Source organism: Citrobacter sp. CRE-46, from assembly GCF_059615875.1.
This window is the reverse complement of record NZ_CM184341.1, coordinates 2,742,637-2,767,386: the sequence shown is the minus strand read 5'-3', so window position 1 is coordinate 2,767,386 and position 24,750 is coordinate 2,742,637. Positions and strand designations below refer to the sequence as shown.

Genomic DNA, 24,750 nt, shown 5'->3' with positions numbered 1-24,750 from the left:
CCATCTGGCTTTAAACGGGCCAGATGGCGCAGTGTTTTCTGGCATTAACACCAATTAGTTCATGCCCAAACGAATCAACTCGAGTGGGGCATATTTGCCTTCACACCCTTCGATTGCCACTGTTTTGCCACGGCGAATTTGCTCAGCGGTCAGGCCATCGGTATCTATCGCTGTAATGCGGCCTGTGAGTCCGGTGTTGCTAATCATGACGCGACTGCCAGTGGTGATTGCGTTACGGTTACGATCGTATGTTTTCATGGTGTTTTCTCCTTTCCAACTCACCGTCAAAGCCCGTGGGCTTTTAGTCCCACGTAACGGGCGCAATATAAATACGCTTCTCGTTAATGATTTTTTTGTTTTCGATCAAAGTCACAGCTTTTTTTAGGCAGATGTGCAGGAAAGGGGAAAACGCAGAACAACTCACCCCGCAGAGAGGTGAGCGTAGTATTAATCTTCGCTGAACCAGTCGCTATTTTCCTGGCGAATAAGCTGAACAGACTCACCGATTTCCTGAAGGTGCAACATCATTGCACGCTCGACGCCGTCACCATCATGTTTTTCAAGTGCGGCAAAGATATCGTGATGCTGGCGCAGCAGCATTTCAGGAGGGGAAATGTGATCCAGGCTCATATAGCGAACGCGGTCAATGGTGGCCTTTATATTCTCGACGGTGTCCCAGGCGAGCTGGCACTCGGCGATTAAAGCCAGTTTCTGATGAAACTCATCGTCAAGCTGGAAGAAATCATTAATTTGTTTTCGGTCAATCGCGATACGCTGCTGATGCAGATTCTGTTCGAGCTGATAGCACTGTTTATCGGTGATCAGGGTGGCGGCGCGGCGGACCACGGCACATTCAATCGCCTGGCGAACAAAACAGCCGTTTTGCACCTGCGACAGCGAAATTTTGTTCACGTAGCTGCCACGCTGCGGACGGATCTGAATCAGACCGTTCTCTGCCAGTTTGATGAATGCCTCTCGTACCGGCTGGCGTGACACATTAAAGCGTACAGAAACTTCTTTCTCCGACAGCGGCGTACCAGGCGCAATCAGACAGTGCACGATATCACGACGAAGAATACGGTAAATCTGCTGATTTACAGGCTGTGTAGGGTTGAGCTGCGTTTCTACGGTCATTCATTCTTACTTTTTAGAGAGTTAACCCAGATATTTTATCACTTATTTCAGGCTATCTATACCCGGCGCAAGGCCGGGCAGAGAAATTAGCTCCGATGGATACTCAGCCCGGCAAAAGACTGTGTGACAGGCATCATTTCAAGGGTGTTAATGTTGACATGAGCGGGTAACGAAGCCACCCACCATACCGCTTCTGTAACATCTTGTGGGGTCAGCGCGGTGGTATTTTCGTAAGTTTTTTCAGCCTTGGCATCATCGCCTTTGAAACGCACGTTAGAGAATTCCGTTCCGCCAACCAGACCCGGCTCAATGTCGGTAACACGAATCGCTGTCCCGTGTAAGTCAGTACGTAAGTTGAGGCTAAACTGACGGACAAACGCTTTGGTCGCGCCATAAACGTTACCGCCGGCGTATGGCCAGCTACCCGCAGTAGAGCCGATATTGATAATATGTCCGCGATTGCGTTCAACCATACCAGGCAGCACGGCACGGGTCATATAAACCAGGCCTTTGTTGTTGGTATCGATCATGTTTTCCCAGTCTTCAATGCTGGCCTTGTGGGCAGGTTCGAGGCCCAGCGCCAGACCTGCGTTGTTGACCAGAACATCAATATCGCGCCATTCAGCAGGTAAGGACGCCAGCATCTCTTCAATCGATGCTCGATTACGTACGTCCAGTTGCGCGGTATAGAGGTGGTCACCCAGTTCATCTTTGAGTTCCTGCAGGCGCTCCTGGCGGCGTCCGGTGGCAATAACTTTATGCCCATTCTCAATAAAACGACGCGTAATGCACTCACCAAAACCTGCGGTTGCTCCGGTTACTAAAACGATCATCTCACTGTTCCTCAACGCTTTTTATGTAGTACTACCATAGCACGTCATTTCCGGTCAGAGCTATTCCTGGTTAACAGGATTGCGGTCGATTCCCGGGAAGTCTACTCTGGTAAACAAATCGTTTTCAGGAGTGAAAGATGTCGTTAACGAATCCTTTTTTACACCACAGTACATTGCCGTATCAGGCACCGAAGTTTGATCAGATTGACGTGCAGCATTATCGTCCGGCGTTTGATGAGGGCGTGCGGCAAAAACGCGAGGAGATCGCGGCAATTGTACAAAACCCACAGGACCCGGATTTTGCTAACACGTTGCTGGCGCTTGAACAAAGCGGCGCGCTGCTCACGCGCGTAACCAGCGTTTTCTTTGCGATGACGGCGGCGCACACTAACGATGAACTACAACGCCTTGACGAAGCGTTCTCAGCAGAGCTGGCGGGACTTGCCAATGATATCTATCTTGATGGCGCGCTTTTCGCCCGCGTCGATGCAGTCTGGCAACGACGTCATACCTTAGGTTTGGATAGCGAATCAGTGCGTCTGGTGGAGGTCGTCCACCAGCGTTTTGTCTTGGCTGGCGCTCGCCTCAATGAGGCCGACAAAGCACGCCTCAAAGCGCTCAACACCGAGTCAGCCACGCTGACCAGTCAGTTTAATCAGCGTCTGCTGGCGGCGAACAAGTCCGGTGCTTTGGTGGTGGATGATGTCCGGCGGCTTGACGGACTTAGCGCCGAAGAAATTGCCGTTGCCGCTGAGGCTGCAAAAGAAAAGGGGCTTGAATCACGTTGGGTTATTCCGTTATTGAATACCACTCAACAACCGGCGCTTGCCGTGTTACGCGATCGCCAAATCCGTGAAGACCTGTTTACCCAGGCGTGGACGCGGGCCGAACACGATGACGATAACGATACCCGGGCTATTATTCAGCGTCTGGTCGACATCCGCATGCAACAGGCAAAATTACTCGGTTTTGCCAATTATGCGGCCTGGAAAATCGCCGACCAGATGGCTAAAACGCCTGAGGCGGCACTTTCGTTTATGCGGGCGATCGTTCCGGCCGCGCGCCAGCGTGCGTTGGATGAACAGGCTGAAATCCAGAAAGTCATCGATCAAGAGCAGGGGCAGTTTAGCGTCAGGGCCTGGGACTGGGCATTTTATGCTGAGCAGGTCCGCCGCGAGAAATATGCCCTTGATGAGTCACAGCTTAAACCTTACTTTGCTCTGGATACGGTGTTGAACGAAGGCGTTTTCTGGACGGCCAATCAGCTCTTTGGTATCAAATTCGTTGAGCGATTCGACATTCCGGTTTATCACCCGGATGTTCGGGTATGGGAAATTTTCGACCATGATGGCGTAGGACTGGCGTTGTTTTATGGTGATTTCTTCGCCCGTGAATCAAAAAGCGGCGGGGCATGGATGGGCAATTTTGTTGAGCAATCGGCGCTTAACGAAACCCGACCCGTTATTTACAATGTCTGTAATTATCAAAAACCCGTAACGGGTAAGCCGGCGTTACTGCTGTGGGATGATGTCATTACGTTATTTCATGAGTTTGGCCACACCTTACACGGTCTGTTTGCCACTCAGCGTTATGCCACGCTTTCAGGCACTAACACTCCGCGTGATTTTGTCGAGTTTCCTTCGCAGATTAACGAACACTGGGCGAGCCATCCGCAGGTTTTTGCCCGATTTGCCCGTCATGTCGAAACCGGGGAGCCAATGCCGCAGGCGTTGCGGGATAAAATGCAGCGGGCCAGCTTGTTTAATAAAGGCTACGATATGACCGAACTGCTCAGTGCCGCATTGTTGGACATGCGTTGGCACAGTCTGGAGACGAAGGCGTCATCTTATTCAGTTGATCAATTCGAGCAGCAGGCGCTGGCGGCAGAAGATCTGGATCTTCAGGCCGTGCCGCCACGTTATCGCAGCAGTTATTTTGCCCATATCTTCGGCGGCGGCTATGCCGCGGGTTATTACGCCTATTTGTGGACGCAAATGCTGGCTGATGACGGCTATCAGTGGTTTGTAGAGCAGGGTGGATTAACCCGCGAAAACGGGCAGAAATTCCGCGAAGCGATTTTGTCCCGCGGGAACAGTACTGATTTAGCTGAACTTTATCGCCAGTGGAGCGGGCGCGATCCCCGTATGGAGCCGATGCTGGAACATCGTGGTTTGAGCGTGTAAGGCACTGTCAGAAAAAAATTGAGCCGGGCGTGATGCCCGGTCTTATCTTACTGTTCATTATTGCACCTGATAAGATTTATTCTCAAATAAAAAATTACATAAATTTTCTTTTTTATCGTTAAGATGATTGCATCAGAAACGTTCGAACAGGGAGGAAGATCGTGATGATGAGAAATACGATGGAAATAGATGCAATTTTGATCGAGTTGAACAAGTCAATTGATGCCCACTATAAATGGCTGGTGAATATGTTCCGGTGCGCAGTATCCTCGAATGCTACGAAACCAGATATCATGGGTGACAACGCGCATTTTGTTTGCCAATTTGGACAGTGGCTTAATAATCAATCGCTGCGCAATGAAGATGATTGTAGCTATGTGAATAAGATAAATACTGTTCATGAAAAAATGCATTTATCAGGCAAGGATTTGCTATCGGCAATACTGGAGGAACGGAGTTATCCATGGCATTTCACCAAATTCGAGGACGCGTTACTGGCATTTACGTCTGCTGTAATGGACTATAAAATATATTTGCTGAGTATCCGGAGCAATATCGACATATTAACAGGCTTACCGGGCAGAAGAATGCTCGATGAGTCTTTTGACCAACAGTTAATCGATGCCGAACCGCTTAACCTTTATATATTGCTGCTGGATATCGACCGTTTTAAACACGTTAATGATACGTATGGTCATCTTGTGGGGGACGTAGTATTACGCGCTCTGGCAGCAAATTTTCTGGCATGGACGCGATATGATGAACAGGCTTACCGCTACGGTGGCGAAGAGTTCATTATCATCATCCGAACGAAAACTGATGAGCAGGCCTGCCAGGCTGGGTTGCGATTGTGTCAGCTTGTTGGCCAGCAAAAAATCCCTTACGCAGATGGAGAGATCGCTATCACCGTAACGGCCGGTATCACCAGAGCTCAGCGGGATGAAAAATTAGATACCGCTCTTGGACGGGCTGACAGAGCGATGTACCAGGGAAAACAGAGCGGCAGAAATCGCTGTATGTTTATGGATGAACGCGAGCAGATCACCCTGGTTAACGCCAGTGATGGGCTTTCGTTCCACCTCAGCGCGTGAGATTCACCTAAGCTGTTTTGCGTTAGTTACGTTTCGTTTAGCTTTCATTGGGGTTGCCGATGATAGGTTAGCCAGATATCCGTTATCTTCGCAGGGAATTGCCAGATAGCGTATAAAGCAAAACACAAATCTATCCATGCAAGCATTTACCGCTGGTTTATCCGGCGGTTTTTTTTATTGATGGCCAGGGAAAAGGTGCAGGAAAGGCGATTCAGGTAAAAAAATGGCCCCTTGTGCAGTGACGCTACAAGGGGCCGGTTCGGTGCAGGACTATCGTCGTTCATCAATCATCCCATCTGTGGCTAAAATACGCGGCCAGAAAACCGGAAAATAAAATAATTCCCAGAACAGCCATAAAAATATTCATATTACCCAGCATAGTAAATGCTCCTTTATCTGTGAGTTTCCTCTCTTACCTTAAGTTCACCTCGCTTATGACTATAGTAGCAATTGCAACTTAAACAAAGGCTGAACTGTATGATTATTTCGTCTGAAATGTAAAAAATTGACGCGATTTTGTCGGGGAAAATAAATAATAGTGACAAGGCGCGCTTATCCTCGGCAAATTAACCACGATTTTATGCTGAGTGCAAAGTCATTGTTATACGACCCCCATGCAAATTGTTGCACGGTTATAATGCAACGCTGTCTCATGGTGGTTCAATTTCCCTGGCGATCCGCCTTACTGGCGAAATATTTTCATCCAGCCACTGAACTGTACTACTCTAATGCTTTGATTTTATATGGTGTTTTAATATCTGGCATCGTTTTTGCCTTATCACTTCTGAATCCCCTTAATTTGCACCGTTTTGTCTGCCCGGCTGCACCGGAGCTTTCAGCGAATCTAATTTCAGGAGTGAAACTATGCAGCGTCGTACAATTTTAAAAGCTTTTGCGTTATCGGCCTCCGTTATGGCAATGGGCATGAGTTTTAGCGTCCAGGCGGCTGACACTATTAAAGTGGGCATCATGCATTCGTTATCCGGAACGATGGCGATTTCTGAAACGCCGTTGAAAGATGTGGCGTTGATGACTATTGACGAAATCAATGCGCAGGGCGGCGTGTTGGGCAAAAAGCTGGAGCCGGTGGTGGTTGATCCAGCCTCGAACTGGCCTTTATTTGCTGAAAAAGCTAGACAGTTGCTGAGTCAGGACAAAGTAGCTGCGGTGTTCGGGTGCTGGACATCGGTTTCGCGTAAATCGGTGTTACCGGTATTCGAGGAGTTAAATGGTTTGCTGTTTTATCCGGTGCAGTATGAAGGCGAGGAAATGTCGCCTAACGTCTTTTATACCGGCGCGGCGCCTAATCAGCAGGCGATCCCGGCTGTTGAGTATCTGATGAGTGAGGACGGCGGCAGTGCGAAACGCTTCTTCCTGCTGGGGACTGATTATGTTTATCCGCGCACGACTAATAAAATTCTCCGTGCCTTTTTGCATTCGAAAGGTGTTGCCGATAAAGACATCGAAGAGGTGTATACCCCGTTTGGACACAGTGATTATCAGACCATTGTCGCCAGCATTAAAAAATTCGCCGCAGGGGGAAAAACGGCGGTGGTCTCAACCATCAACGGTGATTCTAATGTTCCATTCTATAAAGAGTTAGCGAACCAGGGGCTGAAAGCCACCGATGTTCCGGTGGTGGCCTTCTCCGTAGGTGAGGAAGAATTGCGCGGTATTGATACGAAACCGTTGGTAGGTAACCTTGCCGCCTGGAACTACTTTGAGTCTGTGGATAATGCGGCTAACAAGAAGTTTGTCGCGGATTACCGGGCGTATGCCAAAGCGCACAAATTACCGAATGCGGATTCGGTTGTGACAAACGACCCAATGGAAGCCACCTGGGTTGGTCTGCATATGTGGGCACAGGCAGTAGAAAAAGCCGGAACTACCGATGTGGATAAAGTCCGTGCTGCAATGGCAGGGCAATCATTCGCCGCGCCATCTGGCTTTACCCTCACGATGGATGCCACCAACCATCATCTGCACAAACCTGTCATGATTGGCGAGATTGAAAGCAACGGTCAGTTTAACGTGGTGTGGCAAAGCGATGAGCCGGTCCGCGCCCAGCCGTGGAGCCCGTATATCGCCGGCAATGATAAAAAATCTGAACAACCCGTAAAAACTGCCAGCAACTGATCTTATGCCCTCCTGCGGGAGGGCAACGCTTAGGAGAATGCTCATGAAAGTCATGCGCTTTATTCGTGGTGTGATGTTGCTGACGTGGTTTTTGCCGTGGATAGCGCAGGCATCAGATGCCGATACTTTTACCGCTGCCAGCCGGACGCAGCAGACCGCCTTACTTGAACAATGGGCGATGAATCCCGACCTTCAGCGTTTACCCGTGCTTAAGGCGCTGCGAGATGAAAACCTGCTGACCGATAATGCGAAACATGCGTTTGTCATGGATGGTTCGCGAGTACAAGCGCTGGGGACGGCGGCAGCGCCAGACGGCGAGCTAAAAAAAGTCCGTCTGACTAACCGACTGCGCAATCTGGTCGCCGGAACGCTGGCTGCGCATCAACTTTTAAGTGACAGTGTCACAGTTAGGGCTGATGCCGCACGCATATTACAGCGTGAGGCAATGCCTGGCATGCTGCCATTTTTACAGCAACGACTGGCGCAGGAAGCGGATGCTGACGTGAAATCTGCACTGGTTATTGCGCTGGCTAACCTGCAACTGACCAGTGCATCACCAGAGGTCAGGCGGCAGGCAATTGAACTGTTGGGGGCGTCAAACGACCCTGAAACCCAGGCGAAATTACAACCTTTCACCCGTGCAGAGCATGAACCTGATGCCCGCGTTCGCGCTGCCGCCGACGAAAGTCTGAATTCCATCGCACACCGCATGAAGGTTGGCGATCTTCTTGGGCAAGCCTTTATGGGATTGTCTCTGGGCTCGATTTTGCTACTGGCGGCGTTGGGTCTGGCGATTACTTACGGGTTACTCGGCGTCATCAATATGGCGCATGGCGAGATGTTAATGCTCGGCGCTTACTGTACCTGGATGGTGCAACAGCTGATGGGGCAGTTTCTCCCGCAATGGTTAGCCTGGTATCCGGTCATTGCGCTTCCGGTCGCCTTTTTACTTACCGCGGCAGTAGGAATGTTGCTGGAGCGCGGCGTGATCCGCCATTTATATGGCCGTCCGCTTGAAACACTGCTGGCGACATGGGGGATCAGTCTGATGCTGATCCAGTTGGTACGAATGACCTTTGGCGCGCAAAACCTCGAAGTCGCCAATCCGACATGGCTTTCCGGGGGGATTCAGGTCTATGCCAATCTGATTTTGCCGTGGAACCGAATTGTGGTGCTTGGCTTTGCCATGCTGGTGCTGTTCTTCACCTGGCTATTGTTGAATAAAACCCGTCTGGGGCTGCGTGTGCGCGCGGTGACGCAAAACCGCAATATGGCGGCCTGCTGCGGCGTGCCCACCGGGCGAGTCGATATGCTGGCCTTTGGACTGGGTTCAGGGATTGCCGGGCTGGGTGGCGTGGCGCTGTCGCAGTTGGGTAACGTGGGGCCGGAGCTGGGGCAAAGTTACATTATTGATTCGTTTCTGGTGGTGGTGCTTGGCGGCGTTGGACAACTCGCCGGGAGTGTGGCAGCGGCGTTTGGTCTCGGGATCTTCAATAAAATTCTGGAGCCTCAGGTGGGGGCTGTTCTCGGCAAAATTATGATCCTCGTGCTGATCATTCTGTTTATCCAGAAACGACCTCAGGGACTTTTCGCACTGAAAGGGAGGGTTATTGACTAATGACTATGCCAATGACATTAACGCTGGCACGCAAAGCGCCGCGCGTGACGCGCATCCTGGGGCTGTTTTTGCTGCTGGCGCTCATTATTCTGCCATTTCTGGCGCTACTCCCCGCGGATCATCCGCTGGCAATCTCCGTCTGGACGCTGACGCTGGCCGGGAAAATCCTGTGTTATGCCATTGTGGCGGTGGCACTGGATCTGGTGTGGGGCTATGCCGGAATGCTCTCACTGGGCCATGGCATTTTCTTTGCGCTGGGGGGATATGCGATGGGGATGTACCTGATGCGTCAGGCCTCCGGCGAAGGACTACCGGCTTTTATGTCGTTTCTGTCGTGGACCGAACTGCCCTGGTTTTGGTGGGGAACGCAACATTTTATCTGGGCTATGCTGCTGGTTGTGCTGGTGCCCGGCCTGCTGGCGCTGGTGTTTGGCTGGTTTGCCTTTCGCTCAAAAATCAAGGGCGTCTATTTCTCTATCATGACTCAGGCCCTGACTTTCGCAGGCATGTTGCTGTTTTTCCGTAACGAAACCGGGTTTGGTGGAAATAACGGTTTCACCGGATTTACCACTATTCTGGGGTTCCCCGTGACCGCGACCTCAACCCGTATCGCGCTGTTTCTGGCGACGGTGATGCTACTGGTGCTGGCGTTGTGGCTGGGACTGGCGCTGGCGCGCAGTAAGTTTGGTCGTATCCTGACCGCCGTGCGCGATGCCGAGAATCGGCTGATGTTCTGTGGCTATGATCCGAAAGGTTTCAAGCTGCTGGTGTGGACGCTTTCTGCTGTGTTGTGCGGGCTGGCTGGTGCGCTGTATGTTCCGCAGGTGGGCATCATTAACCCCAGCGAAATGTCACCGACCAACTCGATTGAAGCGGCGATTTGGGTCGCCCTCGGCGGTCGCGGAACCTTGATTGGCCCGGTTTTTGGCGCTGTGTTGGTGAACGGCGCTAAAAGTCTGTTTACGGTGATCATGCCCGAATACTGGCAACTGTTTCTTGGTCTGATTTTTATTGGCGTTACGCTGTTTTTACCCCGTGGCGTGATTGGTCTGTTTCGCAAAGGAGATAAATAATGCAGCCAGATGAAGGTCTTTTTACCCGCCAGTTGCCAGGGGACAGATTTCGCAATCAAACCGACCCGGTGTTACAGCTGGAAAAAATCAACGTGAACTTTGATGGGTTTCAGGCGCTAACGGATCTCACGCTCAATATTGGCGTAGGGGAACTGCGCTGCATTATTGGTCCTAATGGCGCCGGAAAAACGACGTTGATGGATGTCATTACCGGCAAAACCAGACCGCAAAGCGGTCGTGCGATTTACGATCAGTCTATTGATTTAATGACGTTTGATTCTATTGCCATTGCGCGCCAGGGGATTGGACGAAAATTTCAGAAGCCCACGGTATTTGAAGCGCTAACGGTGGCGGAGAATCTGGAACTGGCACTGAAAAATGATAAATCAGTTTGGGGTTCTTTACGGGCTCGCCTTTCTGGTGAACAACGGGATCGCATCGATGAAATGCTGGCGCTGTTACGTCTGGGCAACGAGCGCGAACGCCGTGCCGGGCTGCTTTCGCATGGACAAAAACAGTTTCTTGAGATCGGCATGCTGCTGGTCCAGGAGCCGCATTTACTACTACTGGATGAGCCGGCGGCAGGGATGACCGATGCGGAGACGGAATACACCGCGGAGCTGTTTCGCCAGCTTGCCGGAAAGCACTCGCTGATGGTTGTTGAGCATGACATGGGATTTGTCGAGACGATTGCAGACCATGTCACGGTGCTGCATCAGGGGCGAGTTCTGGCCGAAGGAAGCCTGCGCGATGTGCAGGCTAATGAGCAGGTTATTGAAGTTTATCTTGGACGATAAGGAGGGCTGATGCTACAGGTAAATGAACTGAATCAATATTATGGCGGCAGCCATATTCTGCGTGGCGTGAGCTTTGAAGCGCGTATCGGCGAAGTGACGTGTCTGCTGGGGCGTAACGGCGTGGGAAAAACAACGCTACTAAAATGCCTGATGGGACTTATTCCTGCCCGCAGTGGAAGCGTGCTCTGGCAGGAAAAAAATGTCACGCACTGGAAGCCACATCAACGGGTCAGAGCCGGTGTGGCGTACGTGCCGCAGGGCCGCGATATTTTTCCGCGTCTGACAGTGGAAGAGAACCTGTTGCTGGGCCTTTCCCGCTTTTCAGCACAGGACGCCCGGCGCGTGCCGGATGATATTTACGCGCTATTTCCAGTGCTACAGGAGATGAAGTATCGACGGGGCGGAGATTTGTCCGGCGGACAGCAGCAGCAACTGGCTATTGGACGGGCGCTGGCCAGTCGCCCGCAGTTGTTGATCCTTGATGAGCCGACCGAGGGGATCCAGCCGTCAGTAATAAAAGAGATTGGTCAGGTTATTTCTCAACTGGCGCACCGGGGCGATATGGCCATTTTGCTGGTGGAACAGTTCTATGATTTTGCGCAGCAGTTGGCTGACAAATACCTGCTTATGTCGCGCGGAAGTATTATTCAAAGCGGTTTCGGCGAGAATATGGAATCCGAGGGAGTACGAGGGCTGGTGGCCATTTGAGATACGCGACAGAACCACTCTGGCTCTGTCGCGATGACAATCAGCAGACTACCGTCTGATCCCAGGGTTTGGCGCGCATACCCTTTATCATTAACGCCCAGGCAAGGACAATCGCCACGATCAGCGCCACAAACAGCGACCACGGCGGTAATGTGGTCAAAATAACGCCACTGACCAATGGGTTTACCGCGGCGCCAAGCCAGCCCAGCGACTGGGCGGAAAAATAGCTGGCTTTCATTCCAGCCGGGGCGATGTTATCGATCAGCATGTATTCGCCTGGGGCGTAAATGACCTCGCCGATCGTGAAAAGGGCAGCAGAAATACCCCAGAACCACAGGCTGTTGCCGGAAAACATGAAACCAACCAGACCGAGCACAAAGAAGATTGTGCCTACTGTCATCAGCGGTCGAATATTAGCGGCAGTGATCCTGCGTCCGAGGGCATATTGCAGCGATACCACAATGGCGGCATTGACGGGCAGAACGACCGCTACCACTTTTTCGGCAAAATCACCGTTGGCGACCACCATCACGTATTGCGAAATACAGGAAGCAAATGCGCCGCCAACAAATGACGCCAGAAATGCCGACAACGTGAACCAACACAATGCTCTGTCGCGCAGGAGCACCGAGGGTGACCAAACCGCGGCGTTTGAACTTTCTGATGCTGCATTGGAACGTTTTACCCACGTCTGGATAAACACCAGTGGTAAAGCAGAGCAGGCGGCCGCCAGCCAGAACGGTAAGTTAATACTTTGCATCACCAGTAGCGTGCCCAGCGGGGGGCCAACGGTCCAGCCGATGTTCAGCACGGTATAGTTAAGCGAGAAAATTTTCGTTTTGTTGGTGGCAGAGAGATTATCGGCAAACCAGGCTTTCAGCACCGTTGCGAAGACGGAGTAGGCGCAGTTGATCAGGGCGAAGAGCAGTACCACCACCACCACGTTATGCATCAGTGGGATCGCAATAAAACCAGAGGCAAAACCGCAGATAGCCAGCAGCATGTAGCGTTTTTTATCGAACTTGTCGGCCAGAATACCAAAGCCAAGGCTGAAAACGACGCCAATAGTCAGGGCGACCGTCATTGCATAACCAATCAGATCGACGCTCAGGTTATACTGCCGACTGAGGTAAATCGTCATAAATGGCAGCGTAGCGCCACGCCCAATGGTTAATAACAAAGATGATGCAAGTAACGCGAGAGTGGACCGTCTCAGAGAGATATTCATTTTCCTGCCCGACAATGCATGTTGTTATGTTTTTTTTAGATATCAGAAACAAATAGCATGGTAAAAGTGTGATGTACACTCAATAAGTTGTCGGAAAATGCCCTCAACAGCCTACCTGAATTAATGATCTGTTCCGGTACAATGATTTCCGTTACCTTAACTTGTTTACAAAAATTTAATATTTACAAGGGCGGTGGTATGTCACGTAAAGACGGGTTGTTAGCGTTGCTGGTCGTCGTCGTTTGGGGCCTGAACTTTGTCGTCATTAAAGTGGGTCTGCACAATATGCCGCCATTGATGCTGGCAGGATTGCGTTTTTTACTGGTGGCGTTTCCGGCGATATTCTTTATTGCCCGCCCGAAAATCCCGCTTTCGCTGTTACTTGGTTATGGCCTGACTATCAGTTTTGGGCAGTTCGCGTTTCTCTTTAGCGCCATCAAATTCGGTATGCCTGCCGGATTAGCTTCTCTGGTATTACAGGCTCAGGCATTTTTCACCATCATCCTGGGGGCATTCGCTTTTGGCGAGCGTTTGCACGGGAAACAGTTGGTAGGGATTGCGCTGGCCGTGTTTGGCGTATTGGTACTGATTGAAGCCAGTCTGAACGGACAGCATGTCGGCATGCTCGGTTTTATGCTGACGCTGGCGGCAGCGCTAAGCTGGGCCTGCGGCAATATCTTTAACAAAAAAATAATGCAGCATACGGCGCGTCCGGCGGTGATGTCCCTGGTCGTGTGGAGCGCCTTAATTCCCATTATTCCGTTCTTTTTGGCATCCTCACTGCTTGATGGTCCGACACAAATTGTGCAGAGTCTGGTGGCGATAGATATGACCACCATTTTGTCACTGGTTTATCTGGCGTTTGTGGCGACCATTGTGGGTTACGGCATCTGGGGGGCTTTGCTCGGACGTTATGAAACCTGGCGGGTAGCGCCGCTGTCGCTGTTAGTGCCCGTTGTCGGTCTGGCAAGTGCGGTCGTGCTGCTGGATGAAACGCTCACGGGTTTGCAACTGCTGGGTGCGCTGCTGATTATGGCTGGGCTGTATATTAATGTGTTTGGCTTTCGTTTGCGCAAGATAGCGCAGGTGAGAGGGTAATAAAAAGCCCCGCCGTGGCGGGGCAAAAACGAATTACAGGTTGCGCGTATTGTAATAAGGCACACCCAATTCGTCGGACTTATCGCTGCCGGCACCCATATGATTAAAATCGAACGGGGACTGATCGTGCGCAGGGGGCATAATCATCGCGTCACGGCTGTTCTGGGGGGCTGGTTGCGCGGTCTGTTCCGCCATGCTCTGGCCCGAAACAATCAACAGCAGGGCCAGCATCGCATAAGACAGAATTTTCATCATTTCCTCGGTTACGTCGTTTGGCGATTAGCAATTACACTGATTGAGCGGAAGCAAATAGCGTGACTCGCCGTGCATATTGGTCATACGGTATTTATGCGGCGGAACATCAAAATAGTTTTTGAACGTTCTGGTCAGCGTTTGCTGGGACTCAAAGCCGTAACGTTCCGCCAGGTAAAGAATCGGCTCGTTACTTTCTTTTAATTTTTGCGCTATTTCAGTCATTTTACGGCTGCGGATGTATTGACCCAGTGAATGACCGGTTTCTTTTTTAAACATCCGTTGCAGGTGCCATTTGGAGTAACCTGAACGCTCAGACACTTTTTCCAGCGAGAGCGGCGATTCAAGGTTATTTTCGATCCAGTCCAAAATGCTATGAATAGTGATTGTGTCAGTATTGCGTCTGGACATCGTCATACCTCTTTTCTGTTTACGGCAGAATTCTCTTAAGCAAATGCTCAAGCGTGGCTACTTCATCCGCCGTTAAGTTTTTTGTTAGTTCCTGGTGCAGGTCTTGCCCGACTAATTGGTGACACTGCTCGCAAATTGTTGCGCCATGCTCGGTGAGTTTCACCAACACGCCACGCTTATCGTGTGGATTCGGAAGCCTTTCTATCCAGCCTTTACAGGCCAGTCTGTCCAGCATCCGCGTCAGGGCGCCAAGATCGACAGACAGCACTTTTTTCAATTCGACAGGGGTAATGCACACCGCGCACCGGATGGAGCAGAGCACTTTGAACTGTGATGCCGTGATATCCAGCGGTGACAGATAGTCGTTTAGCAAACGATCTTTTTTCTGATTAACCATGTAGATCAAACGCCCCAGTGGGATGATTTCGTTAAACAGATCACTGGTGCTTTTCACAATGGTTGCCCTGGCAAGTAGTTAGTCACGGCTGATATTATTGCTTAGGCAAATATAAGTCAAATAAATGGGGCGGAAAATGCCACGTTTTGCTAAATCCGCAGGCTCATCAACAGATGTATATAATTTTAACAGTTTGATAATTATGGCTTATAGGTGCAGGTGAAAAATGAATCCTTACACCGTGAAAATGGCTTATCTCTCGGGTTTCACCTTATACTTGCCGTTGACGATTAACGCACAGGAAAGATGACATTATGATGGACTTGTTTAAAGCAATAGGACTGGGGCTGGTAGTCCTGTTACCGTTGGCAAACCCGTTAACCACCGTGGCGTTGTTCCTTGGCCTTGCTGGTAACATGAATAGCGCGGAGCGTAACCGTCAGTCTCTGATGGCGTCTGTGTATGTGTTTGCCATCATGATGGTGGCGTACTATGCCGGACAACTGGTGATGAATACCTTCGGGATTTCAATCCCCGGATTGCGAATTGCGGGTGGGTTAATCGTTGCGTTTATCGGTTTTCGGATGTTGTTTCCACAACAAAAGGCGCATGAGTCTCCTGAGGCGAAAAGCAAGTCAGAGGAGCTGGAAGATGAACCGACTGCCAATATTGCATTTGTACCGCTGGCAATGCCAAGCACCGCTGGTCCGGGCACGATAGCAATGATCATCAGCTCGGCGTCAACCGTCCGTCATGGCTCCGAATTTCCTGATTGGGTAATTATGGTTGCGCCGCCGATAATTTTTGCGGTTGTCGGCGTTATCCTGTGGGGGTGTTTACGCAGTTCTGGTGGGATTATGCGCCTGGTAGGCAAAGGCGGCATAGAAGCTATTTCGCGTCTGATGGGCTTCCTGCTGGTGTGTATGGGCGTGCAGTTTATTATTAACGGCGTGCTGGAAATTATTAAAACTTACGCTTAAAAAAACGGGCCCGGTATTGTTTTACCAGGCCCGTTTTTTATGAATGTTGAGGCCGCTCTTCGAGCGATACTGGCCATTTACGAAAGATAATCACCGACCATACCAACGCGACAACGGCAGGCACTGCGCCTGTATAACCAATCGTTGACATCGACCAGTGCAAACTCACCTGATTTCCCACCAGCGCGCCAGCGCCAATGCCGATATTAAAGATACCGGAGAACAGTGCCATTGCGACATCGGTGGCATCCGGGGCCAGCGCCAGCACTTTTACCTGCATGCCAAGGCCGATCAACATAATCGCAATGCCCCAGAAAATACTCAGGATGGCGAGGTGCATTTCGCTGTCAGCGGCTGGTAGCAGCAGCACCAGACATACCGTCAGCAGGGCAATGGCGCTACTGATAAGCATGGACGCATGAAGGTTACCCAGTTTGCCAAATATCACACTACCAATAATACCCGCGCCGCCCAGAATCAGTAGCAGCACGGTAGCAAAGTTGGCACTCAGTCCGGCGACGGTCTGTACAAACGGTTCAATGTAGCTATAAGCCGTGTAGTGGGCGGTGACCACAATCACCGTCAGCACATACAGACTCATCAATGCCGGACGGTGGAATAACACCGGCAAACTTTTAAGTGAACCGGAGTGTTCGCTGGGCAATTCAGGCAGTAACTTAATCAGGCAGAGCAGGGTGACTAACGCCCCCATGCCGATGGCAAAGAACGTGGTGCGCCAGCCAAAATACTGACCGACGATACGCCCGATAGGCAGACCCAGCACCATTGCCAGCGCGGTGCCGGTAGCAATCAGACTAAGCGCCTGCGCGCGTTTTCCTGCCGGGGCCAGACGAATCGCCAGCGATGCGGTAATGGACCAGAAAATAGCGTGCGCAAAAGCGATACCAATGCGGCTAATCACCAGCACGGTGAAATTCCATGCCAGGAAAGAGAGGACATGGCTGGCGATGAACACGACAAACAGACAGATCAGGAGCTTGCGTCGTTCCACCTGGCTGGTGAGCAGCATGAAGGGAAGCGACATTAAGGCAACAACCCAGGCGTAGATCGTCAGCATGATCCCGACCTGAGCGGTCTGCATATTAAAACTTTGTGCAATGTCGGACAGCAAACCGACAGGGACAAACTCTGTGGTATTGAAAATAAAACCGGCAATGGCGAGCGTAACTACACGTAGCCACGCCACTTTGCGGGAAACAGTGTCTGTTGTCATAGTGAATCAGTGGATTAGCTGCGAAAAGGTAAGATCGCGATCTTAAAACGTTTGCTGGTGAAAATACAATCATTTCGTGATGCGGATCTCATTTTTACAGCTGCGGGTTCAATACCTCAATAAAGGCTTCCAGTTGCCTCGTCATCGCCCCCCTTCGCCAGACCAACCACGTATTCAGCCAGCGCCAGTTTTCGCTCAATGGCCAGGCGTTGACCTGATGGTGCCCGGGCATACTTTCCAGCATTGAACGTGGAATCAGCGCGATTCCCGCACCGGCAATAACGCAGGCCAGCATCCCGTGGTATGACTCCATTTCATGAATGGTACCCGGCATGGCGCGATCGGCATGAAACCAGCTTTCAAAGTGTCGGCGGTAGGAACAGTTGGCGCGAAACGCGTAAATACTGCAGCCGTTGACGTCGCTGGCCCGCTGGATGGGAGGGTGACCGTGCGGGGTGACAATCATCATCTCTTCACGATAGACCGGAATACCCTCAAGTCCGGGGTGGGTAATAGGGCCATCGGCAAAGGCAGCGTTCAGCGTGCCGTCGAGCACGCCGTCCAGCATGGTGCCAGAGGGACCTGTCGCCAGAGCAAACTGAATTTTCGGGTACCGTTGGTTATATTCAGCCAGCGTTGCGGGAATACGCACCGCGGCGGTGCTTTCCAGCGATCCGAGCGAAAACAAGCCCTGCGGTTCATCCCCGGCGACCACCATTCTCGCTTCCTCAACCAATGCCAGGATCCGCTGACTGTAGCGTAAAAAGTTGTGCCCGGAGGGGGAAAGCCGCAGGCGCTGGTTTTCACGAATAAACAGATCGACGCCAAGATCGGCCTCAAGTTGGCGTATACGGGTAGTGAGATTGGACGGCACGCGGTGCACCTTCGCTGCGGCCTGCGTAATGCTGCCGGTCTCCGCGACGGCATTGAACATTTCCAGTTGCGTCAGATCCATAATATTCTCTAATCGTGAATGGTGTGGTTAATATTATTCATTTTTCAGAAAGAGTAAATATGCTCATGATATAACCATACCCTGCGATAAAGAGAGGCATCTATGACTATCACAGCAGCAACACATGCTATTTCGGTTGATCCTACCAGCGGTGAAAGACTGACGGCGATGCCGTGGGCCAGCACTGAAGAGATTGCTCAGGCACTGAGTCTTGCAGCAAGTGGCTACAGTGAATGGAAACAGACTACCGTCGAGCAACGCGCGCATACGCTGCGTCATATCGGCCAGGCCCTGCGTAATCGCGCGGAAGAGATGGCGCAGTGTATTTCACGTGAAATGGGTAAACCCATCAAACAGGCTCGGGGTGAAGTCGCCAAGTCAGCCGCGTTGTGTGACTGGTACGCCGAACATGGACCCGCGATGCTGAACCCGGAGCCCACGCTGGTGGAAAATAACCAGGCGGTGATTGAGTATCGTCCGCTTGGAACTATTCTGGCGATCATGCCGTGGAATTTCCCGCTGTGGCAGGTACTGCGTGGCGCCATTCCGATTCTGCTGGCCGGAAATGGTTATTTGTTAAAGCATGCGCCTAACGTAACCGGCTGTGCTGCGATTATCGCACAGGTTTTTGCTGATGCAGGCGTACCAGCCGGTGTTTACGGTTGGGTCAATGCCGATAACGCCGGCGTCAGTCAGATGATTAACGACCCGCGCATCGCGGCAGTCACGGTAACGGGGAGCGTACGCGCCGGTGCGGCGATTGGTGCTCAGGCGGGGGCGGCGCTGAAAAAATGCGTACTTGAACTGGGTGGTTCCGATCCGTTTATTGTCCTGAATGATGCCGATCTCGATCTGGCCGTTAAAGCGGCAGTCGCCGGACGTTATCAGAATACCGGGCAGGTTTGTGCGGCAGCAAAACGCTTTATTATCGAAGAAGGGATTGCAGAAGAATTTACTGCGCGTTTTGTGGCGGCCGCGAGCGCGCTCAAAATGGGCGATCCGTTAAACGAAGAAAATGACCTTGGACCGATGGCGCGATTTGATCTGCGTGATGAGTTACATCAGCAGGTTGAAGCATCCCTGGCCGAAGGGGCTAAGTTACTTCTTGGCGGTGAAAAAATAGCAGGTCAGGGCAATTACTATGCCGTGACGGTACTGGGCGGCGTAACGCCAGAAATGACGGCTTTCCGTCAGGAGCTGTTTGGTCCGGTTGCGGCGATCACCGTTGCCAGGAATGCGGAACATGCTCTGGCGCTGGCGAATGACAGTGATTTTGGATTATCCGCCACGGTGTTCACTGCGGATGACGCGCTGGCCCAGAAGATGGCCTCTCGTCTGGAGTGTGGAGGCGTATTCATCAATGGTTACAGCGCCAGCGATGCCCGTGTAGCGTTTGGCGGCGTGAAGAAAAGTGGTTTTGGTCGCGAGCTTTCGCATTTTGGCCTGCATGAATTTTGTAATGTGCAGACCGTCTGGAAAAACCGCCTCTGAAGGTGCGGGTGCCTCCGTCGGGGGGCACCTGTCTGGTCTCGCATATTTTTGTCATTGACTCTTCGTCCGCTGACATCTAATGGTCTGACGCAGCGTATTCAGCTCTGTTATACTCGCAGGCCTTTCATACCTGCGAGCAAGGAGCATGTTGTGGCCAGGGCCATGGACAATTCAATTTTAGAGACCATTGTACAGCAGGTTCGTCCGCTGATTGGTCAGGGTAAAGTCGCTGATTATATTCCTGCGTTAGCCTCTGTCGACGGTTCAAAACTGGGCATCGCCATCTGTACCGTCGATGGGCAGCACTATCAGGCAGGGGATGCACAAGAACGCTTTTCTATTCAGTCGATTTCGAAGGTATTAAGCCTGGTCGTGGCGATGCGTCACTATCAGGAAGAGGAGATCTGGCAACGCGTTGGCAAAGATCCGTCCGGTCATCCTTTTAATTCCCTGGTGCAGTTGGAACTGGAGCAGGGTATCCCGCGTAATCCCTTTATTAACGCCGGGGCGCTGGTGGTTTGCGACATGCTGCAAGGGCGTCTGAGCGCACCACGTCAACGGATGCTGGAAGTGGTCCGGGCATTAAGCGGCGTCCCGGATATCGCCTACGATGCGACGGTGGCGCGATCAGAGTTTGAGCATTCCGCACGTAACGCGGCTATTGCCTGGTTGATGAAATCGTTCGGCAATTTTAACCATGACGTGACCACTGTGTTGCAAAACTATTTTCACTACTGCGCATTGAAAATGAGCTGTGTGGAACTGGCGCGAACCTTCGTATTTCTGGCGAATCAGGGCCATGCCTTCCATCTTGAGGAGCCCGTAGTGACGCCGATGCAGGCCCGACAAATCAACGCGCTGATGGCGACCAGTGGGATGTATCAGAACGCAGGGGAGTTTGCCTGGCGGGTTGGGTTGCCGGCAAAATCTGGTGTGGGTGGCGGTATCGTGGCCATCGTTCCGCACGAGATGGCGATTGCTGTCTGGAGTCCGGAACTGGATCCAGCGGGAAATTCACTGGCGGGTATCGCCGCGCTGGAGCAACTAACGCAACAAATGGGGCGTTCGGTTTACTGATGAATACGCTCGATCCTCTTTTTGCCCGGCTGGCGAAATCGACGTTTCGCTCGCGGTTTCGCCTCGGCCAGAAAGAAAGGCAGTATTGTCTGGATAAAGGCGCGCCGGTTATTGAACAACATGCAGCCGATTTTATTGCCAAACGGCTGGCTCCCGCTTTTCCCGCTAATGATGGGAAGCAGACGCCAATGCGTGGTCACCCGGTATTCATCGCGCAGCACGCGACGGCGACCTGCTGTCGGGGGTGCCTGGCAAAATGGCATGACATTCCTCAGGGTGTGGCACTAAACGAACAACAGCAACGTTACGTTGTCACGGTTATATATCACTGGTTAGTGATTCAAATGAACAAGCCATAGATAACATTATCCTATGATATAATCCCTTGTGTTATGTAATTGTTAAAAGCAAGCTTAGGGGGTCAATCTAAGGAGAAAAAATGGCTTCCTGCAAACCCTGCTTCGTGCTGAATGCGGCCCAGATTCTGTCGAGAATCGACGAGCTCAGCGATGTCCTTGAACAGTGCGTCAATGATGGCGCCTCCGTCAGCTTTATGCTGCCTTTTAATCGTGAGAAATCACGGCCTTTCTGGATGAACGTCGCGCAAAGCGTTGCCCGTGGGGAAAGACTCGTTCTTGGCGCCCAGAATGCCCGGGGAACGCTTGTCGGTACCGTCCAGCTCATTATCGATCAACCTGAAAACCAACCTCATCGCGCCGATGTCGCTAAGCTGCTGGTTCATACTTCTGCGCGGCGGAGCGGGATTGCCCAGGAACTGATGAACGAGCTGGAAAGTTGTGCGCGTCAAAGGGGCAAAACGTTGCTGGTGCTCGATACGGCGACGGGCTGTGGCGCGGAGTTGTTCTACCACAAGTGTGGGTGGCAAAAAGCAGGAGTGATACCTGACTATGCCAAAATGCCTGACGGGACGCTGACCGGGACCACACTTTTTTATAAAACTCTCTAATTTGTCGCTGGGGATTGATCAAAACAGGGTTTCAATGTATTAAAGTTTGCTAACCTATTGGACCAATTCAATCAGGTTGTATGACTAATTAAAAAGGGAACCCATTGTGCAAACTTTAAATCGTCGCGATTTCCCCGGTGCTCAGTATCCTGAACGCATTATTCAGTTTGGTGAAGGAAACTTCCTGCGCGCCTTCGTTGACTGGCAAGTCGATCTGCTGAATGAGCATACCGATCTTAACTCTGGTGTGGTCATTGTCCGACCTATCGAAAGTACTTTCCCTCCATCACTGAGTACACAGGACGGCCTTTATACCACCATCATTCGTGGTTTGAATGAGAAGGGCGAGGCCGTAAGCGACGCCCGTTTGATTCGTTCGGTTAACCGCGAGATCAGCGTCTATAGTGAATACGATGAGTTCCTGAAGCTGGCGCATAACCCTGATATGCGTTTTGTTTTCTCCAATACCACCGAAGCCGGCATCAGCTATCATGCTGGTGATAAGTTTGAGGATGCGCCAGCGGTGAGTTATCCGGCCAAACTGACCCGACTGCTGTTCGAGCGTTTCAGCCATTTTAATGGCGCGTCGGATAAAGGCTGGATAATCATTCCTTGTGAACTGATTGATTACAATGGTGATGCGCTGCGTGAACTGGTTCTGCGCTATGCCCAGGAGTGGGCATTGCCGGAAGCATTTATCCAATGGCTGGATCAGGCCAACGCCTTTTGCTCCACGCTGGTGGACCGTATTGTCACCGGCTATCCACGTGATGAAGTCGCGAAGCTTGAAGCGGAACTGGGTTATCACGATGCGTTTCTGGACACCGCAGAACACTTCTATCTGTTTGTTATCCAGGGGCCGAAGTCATTAGCCGCTGAGTTGCGTCTGGATAAATATCCGCTGAATGTCCTGATAGTTGATGACATCAAACCGTATAAAGAACGGAAAGTGGCGATTCTCAACGGCGCACATACCGCATTGGTTCCCGTTGCCTGGCAGGCTGGGTTGGATACCGTGGGGGAGGCCATGAATGACGCGGAGATTCGCGCCTTCGTGGAAAAAGCGATCTATGAAGAAATTATTCCAGTGCTGGATTTACCACGCGATGAGCTGGCGTCTTTTGCCAGCGCGGTGACAGGTCGATTCTGCAACCCGTATATCAAACATCAGTTGTTGTCGATTGCCCTGAACGGCATGACTAAATTCCGCACTCGCATCTTGCCGCAACTGCTGGCGGGGCAACAGGCCAGCGGTAAACTGCCTGCGCGTCTGACATTTGCGCTTGCCGCGTTGATTGCGTTCTACCGTGGAGAGCGTAACGGTGAGTCTTACCCGGTTCAGGATGATGCGCACTGGATGACGCGTTTTCAACAGCTATGGTCCCAGCATCATGACCGCCAGATAAGCACCGAAGAGCTGGTTAAAGCTGTGCTGGCCGTTACAGAACACTGGGAACAGGATCTGACAGAAGTTTCCGGACTGGTAGAACAGGTTACTGCCGATCTGGATAGCATTCTGCTAAAAGGCATGCGCGAAGCCGTTAAACCACTGTGCTAATACGCAGACCCGGCTCAGGCCGGGTTTTTTACAGATCTTACTTAGTTACAACATACTATAGTTTTTCTACTTTTATGGTGACGGTCTGCCACTTCAGCGCATTGTCCGTTCAGCAGGAGGAAAGATGTTTAGATAGTGTTGCGATTAGCTTGCAACATTGATCATGTTCGCGTCTAATGTGACGGATTTCACATTTTCCTGAAGATAACCATGATCGTTCGCCCCCAACAACACTGGCTACGCCTGATATTCGTCTGGCATGGGTCGGTATTATCTAAAATTTTTTCACGTCTGCTGCTGAACTTCCTGCTCTCCATCGCCGTTATTATCATGCTGCCGTGGTATACGATGCTGGGCATCAAATTTACCCTGGCGCCGTTCAGCATTCTCGGCGTGGCGATTGCTATCTTTTTAGGTTTTCGTAATAACGCCTGTTATTCACGTTATGTTGAGGCTCGACACCTGTGGGGGCAGTTGATGATTGCTTCCCGGTCGCTGCTACGTGAAGTAAAAACTACCTTGCCGGACGACAGCGAACTGGGACAGTTTGTTCGTCTGCAAATCGCCTTTGCCCACTGTTTACGCATGACTTTACGCCGTCAGCCACAGGCTGAACCATTGGCGAAATACCTTAGTGAGGAGGATCTGCGAATAGTATTTGCCTCACAATCACCGGCAAATCGCATTCTGTTGCTGATGGGGGCATGGTTAGCTGTACGTCGGCGCAATGGTCAACTGTCAGACATATTATTCCATAGTTTAAACAATAGGTTAAATGATATGTCTGCGGTGCTGGCAGGATGTGAACGGATCGCGAATACCCCCGTCCCGTTTGCTTATACCTTGATCCTTCATCGCACGGTCTATCTGTTTTGCATCATGTTGCCATTCGCGTTGGTGGTAGATTTACATTACATGACGCCGTTTATCTCAGTGCTGATTTCCTATACTTTTATTTCGCTCGATACGCTTGCAGAAGAGCTGGAAGATCCGTTTGGTACAGAGAACAACGACCTCCCGCTGGATGCGATTTGCAATGCGATTGAAATCGATTTGTTACAGATGAATGATGAAACAAACGTGCCAGCAAAACACATTCCGGATAAGCATTACCAACTCACTTAGTTACATTCTTTTGCCACCATGTAGGCTGCATATCTGAAAAAGAATGAAATTCCGGCGCCAGGTCTTCATCGTCAGGATCGTCAAAAGCGCCAGCTAACAGCGCAATAACCGGGGCGTCATCAATGGCGCCTACGGAACTGCCACACTGAGGGCAAAATGCCCGACTTGACGTCTCAGAAGAGCGCCAGGTTGTCGGTTTTCCGGCTTTACCGGTCCACGTTACATTTTCTGCATTAAACTCAATCCAGACGACGGTTGGTGCGCCCGTATGTTTCCGACATATATCGCAGGAGCAGGTATGGGAATTATTAGGACTGCTGGCCGCGAAGCGAATCGAACCACACAGACAGCCACCAATGTAGACTTTAGACATGACAACTCCTGTCAGAAACACGTTGCCAGAC

Annotated in this window: 27 protein-coding genes; 15 read left to right on the top strand and 12 right to left on the bottom strand. The window is 51.3% G+C overall.

Annotated elements, in window-relative coordinates:
- Positions 1-54: 54 nt before the first annotated feature.
- From ydfZ to ydfG, 3 genes are all read right to left on the bottom strand, one after another.
- The gene (gene ydfZ, locus AC534G_RS13430) at positions 55-258 is read right to left on the bottom strand and encodes a putative selenium delivery protein YdfZ (RefSeq protein ID WP_038640526.1); all 204 of its coding nucleotides are present in this window, start codon (positions 256-258) and stop codon (positions 55-57) included.
- A 189-nt stretch (positions 259-447) separates the two neighbouring features.
- A complete protein-coding gene (locus AC534G_RS13425) occupies positions 448-1,134 on the bottom strand; it encodes a GntR family transcriptional regulator (protein ID WP_087856383.1) in 687 nt (228 codons plus the stop codon).
- A gap of 86 nt (positions 1,135-1,220) precedes the next feature.
- Positions 1,221-1,967, bottom strand: a complete 747-nt coding sequence (gene ydfG / locus AC534G_RS13420; protein WP_069325023.1) for a bifunctional NADP-dependent 3-hydroxy acid dehydrogenase/3-hydroxypropionate dehydrogenase YdfG — start codon at positions 1,965-1,967, stop codon at positions 1,221-1,223.
- A 137-nt stretch (positions 1,968-2,104) separates the two neighbouring features.
- On the opposite strand from ydfG, the gene dcp reads away from it, so the two are divergent.
- Both dcp and AC534G_RS13410 read left to right on the top strand, forming a co-directional pair.
- Positions 2,105-4,150: a peptidyl-dipeptidase Dcp gene (gene dcp / locus AC534G_RS13415; RefSeq protein WP_069325024.1), complete on the top strand. Its 2,046-nt coding sequence runs from the start codon at positions 2,105-2,107 to the stop codon at positions 4,148-4,150.
- Positions 4,151-4,314: 164 nt separating this feature from the next.
- A complete protein-coding gene (locus tag AC534G_RS13410) occupies positions 4,315-5,241 on the top strand; it encodes a diguanylate cyclase (protein WP_038640534.1) in 927 nt (308 codons plus the stop codon).
- A 146-nt stretch (positions 5,242-5,387) separates the two neighbouring features.
- Here AC534G_RS13410 and AC534G_RS13405 read toward each other — a convergent pair whose 3' ends face one another.
- A complete protein-coding gene (locus tag AC534G_RS13405; protein ID WP_420914967.1) occupies positions 5,388-5,525 on the bottom strand; it encodes a hypothetical protein in 138 nt (45 codons plus the stop codon).
- The gene (mgtS, locus tag AC534G_RS13400) at positions 5,525-5,620 is read right to left on the bottom strand and encodes a protein MgtS (protein ID WP_003032406.1); all 96 of its coding nucleotides are present in this window, start codon (positions 5,618-5,620) and stop codon (positions 5,525-5,527) included. Before mgtS ends, AC534G_RS13405 begins: the two co-directional genes overlap by 1 nt.
- Before the next feature lie 485 nt (positions 5,621-6,105).
- Here mgtS and urtA point away from each other — a divergent pair, with 485 nt between their 5' ends.
- The 5 genes from urtA to urtE are packed head-to-tail and all read left to right on the top strand — an operon-like array spanning position 6,106 to position 11,573.
- Positions 6,106-7,377 carry an urea ABC transporter substrate-binding protein gene (gene urtA / locus AC534G_RS13395; protein WP_110498084.1) on the top strand — a complete coding sequence of 424 codons (1,272 nt, stop codon included), beginning with the start codon at positions 6,106-6,108 and terminating at the stop codon, positions 7,375-7,377.
- A gap of 43 nt (positions 7,378-7,420) precedes the next feature.
- Positions 7,421-8,995 (top strand): urea ABC transporter permease subunit UrtB, encoded by a 1,575-nt coding sequence (gene urtB, locus AC534G_RS13390; protein ID WP_110498083.1) that lies wholly within the window; start codon positions 7,421-7,423, stop codon positions 8,993-8,995.
- A complete protein-coding gene (gene urtC, locus AC534G_RS13385) occupies positions 8,995-10,068 on the top strand; it encodes an urea ABC transporter permease subunit UrtC (protein WP_006684597.1) in 1,074 nt (357 codons plus the stop codon). The genes urtB and urtC overlap by 1 nt, the downstream gene beginning before the upstream one ends.
- A complete protein-coding gene (gene urtD, locus AC534G_RS13380; protein WP_038640542.1) occupies positions 10,068-10,865 on the top strand; it encodes an urea ABC transporter ATP-binding protein UrtD in 798 nt (265 codons plus the stop codon). The genes urtC and urtD overlap by 1 nt, the downstream gene beginning before the upstream one ends.
- A gap of 9 nt (positions 10,866-10,874) precedes the next feature.
- Complete coding sequence (gene urtE / locus AC534G_RS13375) at positions 10,875-11,573, top strand: urea ABC transporter ATP-binding subunit UrtE (RefSeq protein ID WP_121529040.1); 699 nt, start codon at positions 10,875-10,877, stop codon at positions 11,571-11,573.
- Between the two features lie 40 nt (positions 11,574-11,613).
- Here urtE and ydeE read toward each other — a convergent pair whose 3' ends face one another.
- Complete coding sequence (gene ydeE, locus AC534G_RS13370; protein WP_110498081.1) at positions 11,614-12,801, bottom strand: efflux MFS transporter YdeE; 1,188 nt, start codon at positions 12,799-12,801, stop codon at positions 11,614-11,616.
- Positions 12,802-12,999: 198 nt separating this feature from the next.
- Between ydeE and eamA the strand changes: the two genes are divergently transcribed.
- Positions 13,000-13,899 (top strand): O-acetylserine/cysteine exporter, encoded by a 900-nt coding sequence (gene eamA / locus AC534G_RS13365; protein ID WP_110498080.1) that lies wholly within the window; start codon positions 13,000-13,002, stop codon positions 13,897-13,899.
- A gap of 33 nt (positions 13,900-13,932) precedes the next feature.
- On the opposite strand, the gene marB is transcribed toward eamA, so the two are convergent.
- The 3 genes from marB to marR are packed head-to-tail and all read right to left on the bottom strand — an operon-like array spanning position 13,933 to position 15,016.
- Positions 13,933-14,151 (bottom strand): multiple antibiotic resistance protein MarB, encoded by a 219-nt coding sequence (gene marB, locus AC534G_RS13360; RefSeq protein ID WP_110498079.1) that lies wholly within the window; start codon positions 14,149-14,151, stop codon positions 13,933-13,935.
- 27 nt (positions 14,152-14,178) lie between these two features.
- Positions 14,179-14,562, bottom strand: coding sequence for an MDR efflux pump AcrAB transcriptional activator MarA (gene marA / locus AC534G_RS13355; RefSeq protein ID WP_003032424.1), 384 nt, complete (start codon positions 14,560-14,562; stop codon positions 14,179-14,181).
- Positions 14,563-14,581: 19 nt separating this feature from the next.
- Positions 14,582-15,016, bottom strand: a complete 435-nt coding sequence (gene marR / locus AC534G_RS13350; protein ID WP_038640550.1) for a multiple antibiotic resistance transcriptional regulator MarR — start codon at positions 15,014-15,016, stop codon at positions 14,582-14,584.
- A gap of 257 nt (positions 15,017-15,273) precedes the next feature.
- On the opposite strand from marR, the gene AC534G_RS13345 reads away from it, so the two are divergent.
- Positions 15,274-15,939, top strand: coding sequence for a MarC family NAAT transporter (locus AC534G_RS13345; protein WP_061381352.1), 666 nt, complete (start codon positions 15,274-15,276; stop codon positions 15,937-15,939).
- Positions 15,940-15,976: 37 nt separating this feature from the next.
- Here the strand turns inward: AC534G_RS13345 and AC534G_RS13340 are convergent, their stop codons facing one another.
- Both AC534G_RS13340 and ptrR read right to left on the bottom strand, forming a co-directional pair.
- Entirely contained in the window at positions 15,977-17,173 is a 1,197-nt protein-coding gene (locus tag AC534G_RS13340) for a sugar transporter (RefSeq protein ID WP_038640554.1), read from the bottom strand.
- 94 nt (positions 17,174-17,267) lie between these two features.
- Positions 17,268-18,128: a putrescine utilization regulator PtrR gene (ptrR, locus tag AC534G_RS13335; RefSeq protein WP_038640556.1), complete on the bottom strand. Its 861-nt coding sequence runs from the start codon at positions 18,126-18,128 to the stop codon at positions 17,268-17,270.
- Between the two features lie 102 nt (positions 18,129-18,230).
- Here ptrR and sad point away from each other — a divergent pair, with 102 nt between their 5' ends.
- The 6 genes from sad to AC534G_RS13305 all read left to right on the top strand — a co-directional run bounded on the left by sad (position 18,231) and on the right by AC534G_RS13305 (position 24,346).
- On the top strand, positions 18,231-19,619 hold the full coding sequence (gene sad, locus AC534G_RS13330) for a succinate-semialdehyde dehydrogenase (RefSeq protein WP_199981160.1): 1,389 nt from the start codon (positions 18,231-18,233) through the stop codon (positions 19,617-19,619).
- A 150-nt stretch (positions 19,620-19,769) separates the two neighbouring features.
- Positions 19,770-20,696: a glutaminase B gene (glsB, locus tag AC534G_RS13325; protein ID WP_038640560.1), complete on the top strand. Its 927-nt coding sequence runs from the start codon at positions 19,770-19,772 to the stop codon at positions 20,694-20,696.
- Entirely contained in the window at positions 20,696-21,055 is a 360-nt protein-coding gene (locus tag AC534G_RS13320) for a DUF4186 domain-containing protein (protein ID WP_038640562.1), read from the top strand. The genes glsB and AC534G_RS13320 overlap by 1 nt, the downstream gene beginning before the upstream one ends.
- Before the next feature lie 80 nt (positions 21,056-21,135).
- Positions 21,136-21,663: a GNAT family N-acetyltransferase gene (locus AC534G_RS13315; protein WP_110498077.1), complete on the top strand. Its 528-nt coding sequence runs from the start codon at positions 21,136-21,138 to the stop codon at positions 21,661-21,663.
- A gap of 106 nt (positions 21,664-21,769) precedes the next feature.
- A complete protein-coding gene (locus tag AC534G_RS13310) occupies positions 21,770-23,221 on the top strand; it encodes a tagaturonate reductase (RefSeq protein WP_069325035.1) in 1,452 nt (483 codons plus the stop codon).
- 210 nt (positions 23,222-23,431) lie between these two features.
- A complete protein-coding gene (locus AC534G_RS13305; protein WP_110498076.1) occupies positions 23,432-24,346 on the top strand; it encodes a bestrophin family protein in 915 nt (304 codons plus the stop codon).
- Here the strand turns inward: AC534G_RS13305 and AC534G_RS13300 are convergent.
- Complete coding sequence (locus tag AC534G_RS13300) at positions 24,339-24,719, bottom strand: GFA family protein (protein WP_085048228.1); 381 nt, start codon at positions 24,717-24,719, stop codon at positions 24,339-24,341. The two genes, AC534G_RS13305 and AC534G_RS13300, sit on opposite strands and share 8 nt — an antisense overlap.
- Positions 24,720-24,750: the final 31 nt, after the last annotated feature.

Bases quoted from the DNA above. Each gene is read 5' to 3' on its own strand.
- ydfZ (WP_038640526.1), bottom strand. From the start codon at position 258: ATGAAAACATACGATCGTAACCGTAACGCAATCACCACTGGCAGTCGC.
- AC534G_RS13425 (WP_087856383.1), bottom strand. From the start codon at position 1,134: ATGACCGTAGAAACGCAGCTCAACCCTACACAGCCTGTAAATCAGCAG.
- ydfG (WP_069325023.1), bottom strand. From the start codon at position 1,967: ATGATCGTTTTAGTAACCGGAGCAACCGCAGGTTTTGGTGAGTGCATT.
- dcp (WP_069325024.1), top strand. From the start codon at position 2,105: ATGTCGTTAACGAATCCTTTTTTACACCACAGTACATTGCCGTATCAG.
- AC534G_RS13410 (WP_038640534.1), top strand. From the start codon at position 4,315: ATGATGAGAAATACGATGGAAATAGATGCAATTTTGATCGAGTTGAAC.
- AC534G_RS13405 (WP_420914967.1), bottom strand. From the start codon at position 5,525: ATGAACGACGATAGTCCTGCACCGAACCGGCCCCTTGTAGCGTCACTG.
- mgtS (WP_003032406.1), bottom strand. From the start codon at position 5,620: ATGCTGGGTAATATGAATATTTTTATGGCTGTTCTGGGAATTATTTTA.
- urtA (WP_110498084.1), top strand. From the start codon at position 6,106: ATGCAGCGTCGTACAATTTTAAAAGCTTTTGCGTTATCGGCCTCCGTT.
- urtB (WP_110498083.1), top strand. From the start codon at position 7,421: ATGAAAGTCATGCGCTTTATTCGTGGTGTGATGTTGCTGACGTGGTTT.
- urtC (WP_006684597.1), top strand. From the start codon at position 8,995: ATGACTATGCCAATGACATTAACGCTGGCACGCAAAGCGCCGCGCGTG.
- urtD (WP_038640542.1), top strand. From the start codon at position 10,068: ATGCAGCCAGATGAAGGTCTTTTTACCCGCCAGTTGCCAGGGGACAGA.
- urtE (WP_121529040.1), top strand. From the start codon at position 10,875: ATGCTACAGGTAAATGAACTGAATCAATATTATGGCGGCAGCCATATT.
- ydeE (WP_110498081.1), bottom strand. From the start codon at position 12,801: ATGAATATCTCTCTGAGACGGTCCACTCTCGCGTTACTTGCATCATCT.
- eamA (WP_110498080.1), top strand. From the start codon at position 13,000: ATGTCACGTAAAGACGGGTTGTTAGCGTTGCTGGTCGTCGTCGTTTGG.
- marB (WP_110498079.1), bottom strand. From the start codon at position 14,151: ATGAAAATTCTGTCTTATGCGATGCTGGCCCTGCTGTTGATTGTTTCG.
- marA (WP_003032424.1), bottom strand. From the start codon at position 14,562: ATGTCCAGACGCAATACTGACACAATCACTATTCATAGCATTTTGGAC.
- AC534G_RS13345 (WP_061381352.1), top strand. From the start codon at position 15,274: ATGATGGACTTGTTTAAAGCAATAGGACTGGGGCTGGTAGTCCTGTTA.
- AC534G_RS13340 (WP_038640554.1), bottom strand. From the start codon at position 17,173: ATGACAACAGACACTGTTTCCCGCAAAGTGGCGTGGCTACGTGTAGTT.
- ptrR (WP_038640556.1), bottom strand. From the start codon at position 18,128: ATGGATCTGACGCAACTGGAAATGTTCAATGCCGTCGCGGAGACCGGC.
- sad (WP_199981160.1), top strand. From the start codon at position 18,231: ATGACTATCACAGCAGCAACACATGCTATTTCGGTTGATCCTACCAGC.
- AC534G_RS13320 (WP_038640562.1), top strand. From the start codon at position 20,696: ATGAATACGCTCGATCCTCTTTTTGCCCGGCTGGCGAAATCGACGTTT.
- AC534G_RS13315 (WP_110498077.1), top strand. From the start codon at position 21,136: ATGGCTTCCTGCAAACCCTGCTTCGTGCTGAATGCGGCCCAGATTCTG.
- AC534G_RS13305 (WP_110498076.1), top strand. From the start codon at position 23,432: ATGATCGTTCGCCCCCAACAACACTGGCTACGCCTGATATTCGTCTGG.
- AC534G_RS13300 (WP_085048228.1), bottom strand. From the start codon at position 24,719: ATGTCTAAAGTCTACATTGGTGGCTGTCTGTGTGGTTCGATTCGCTTC.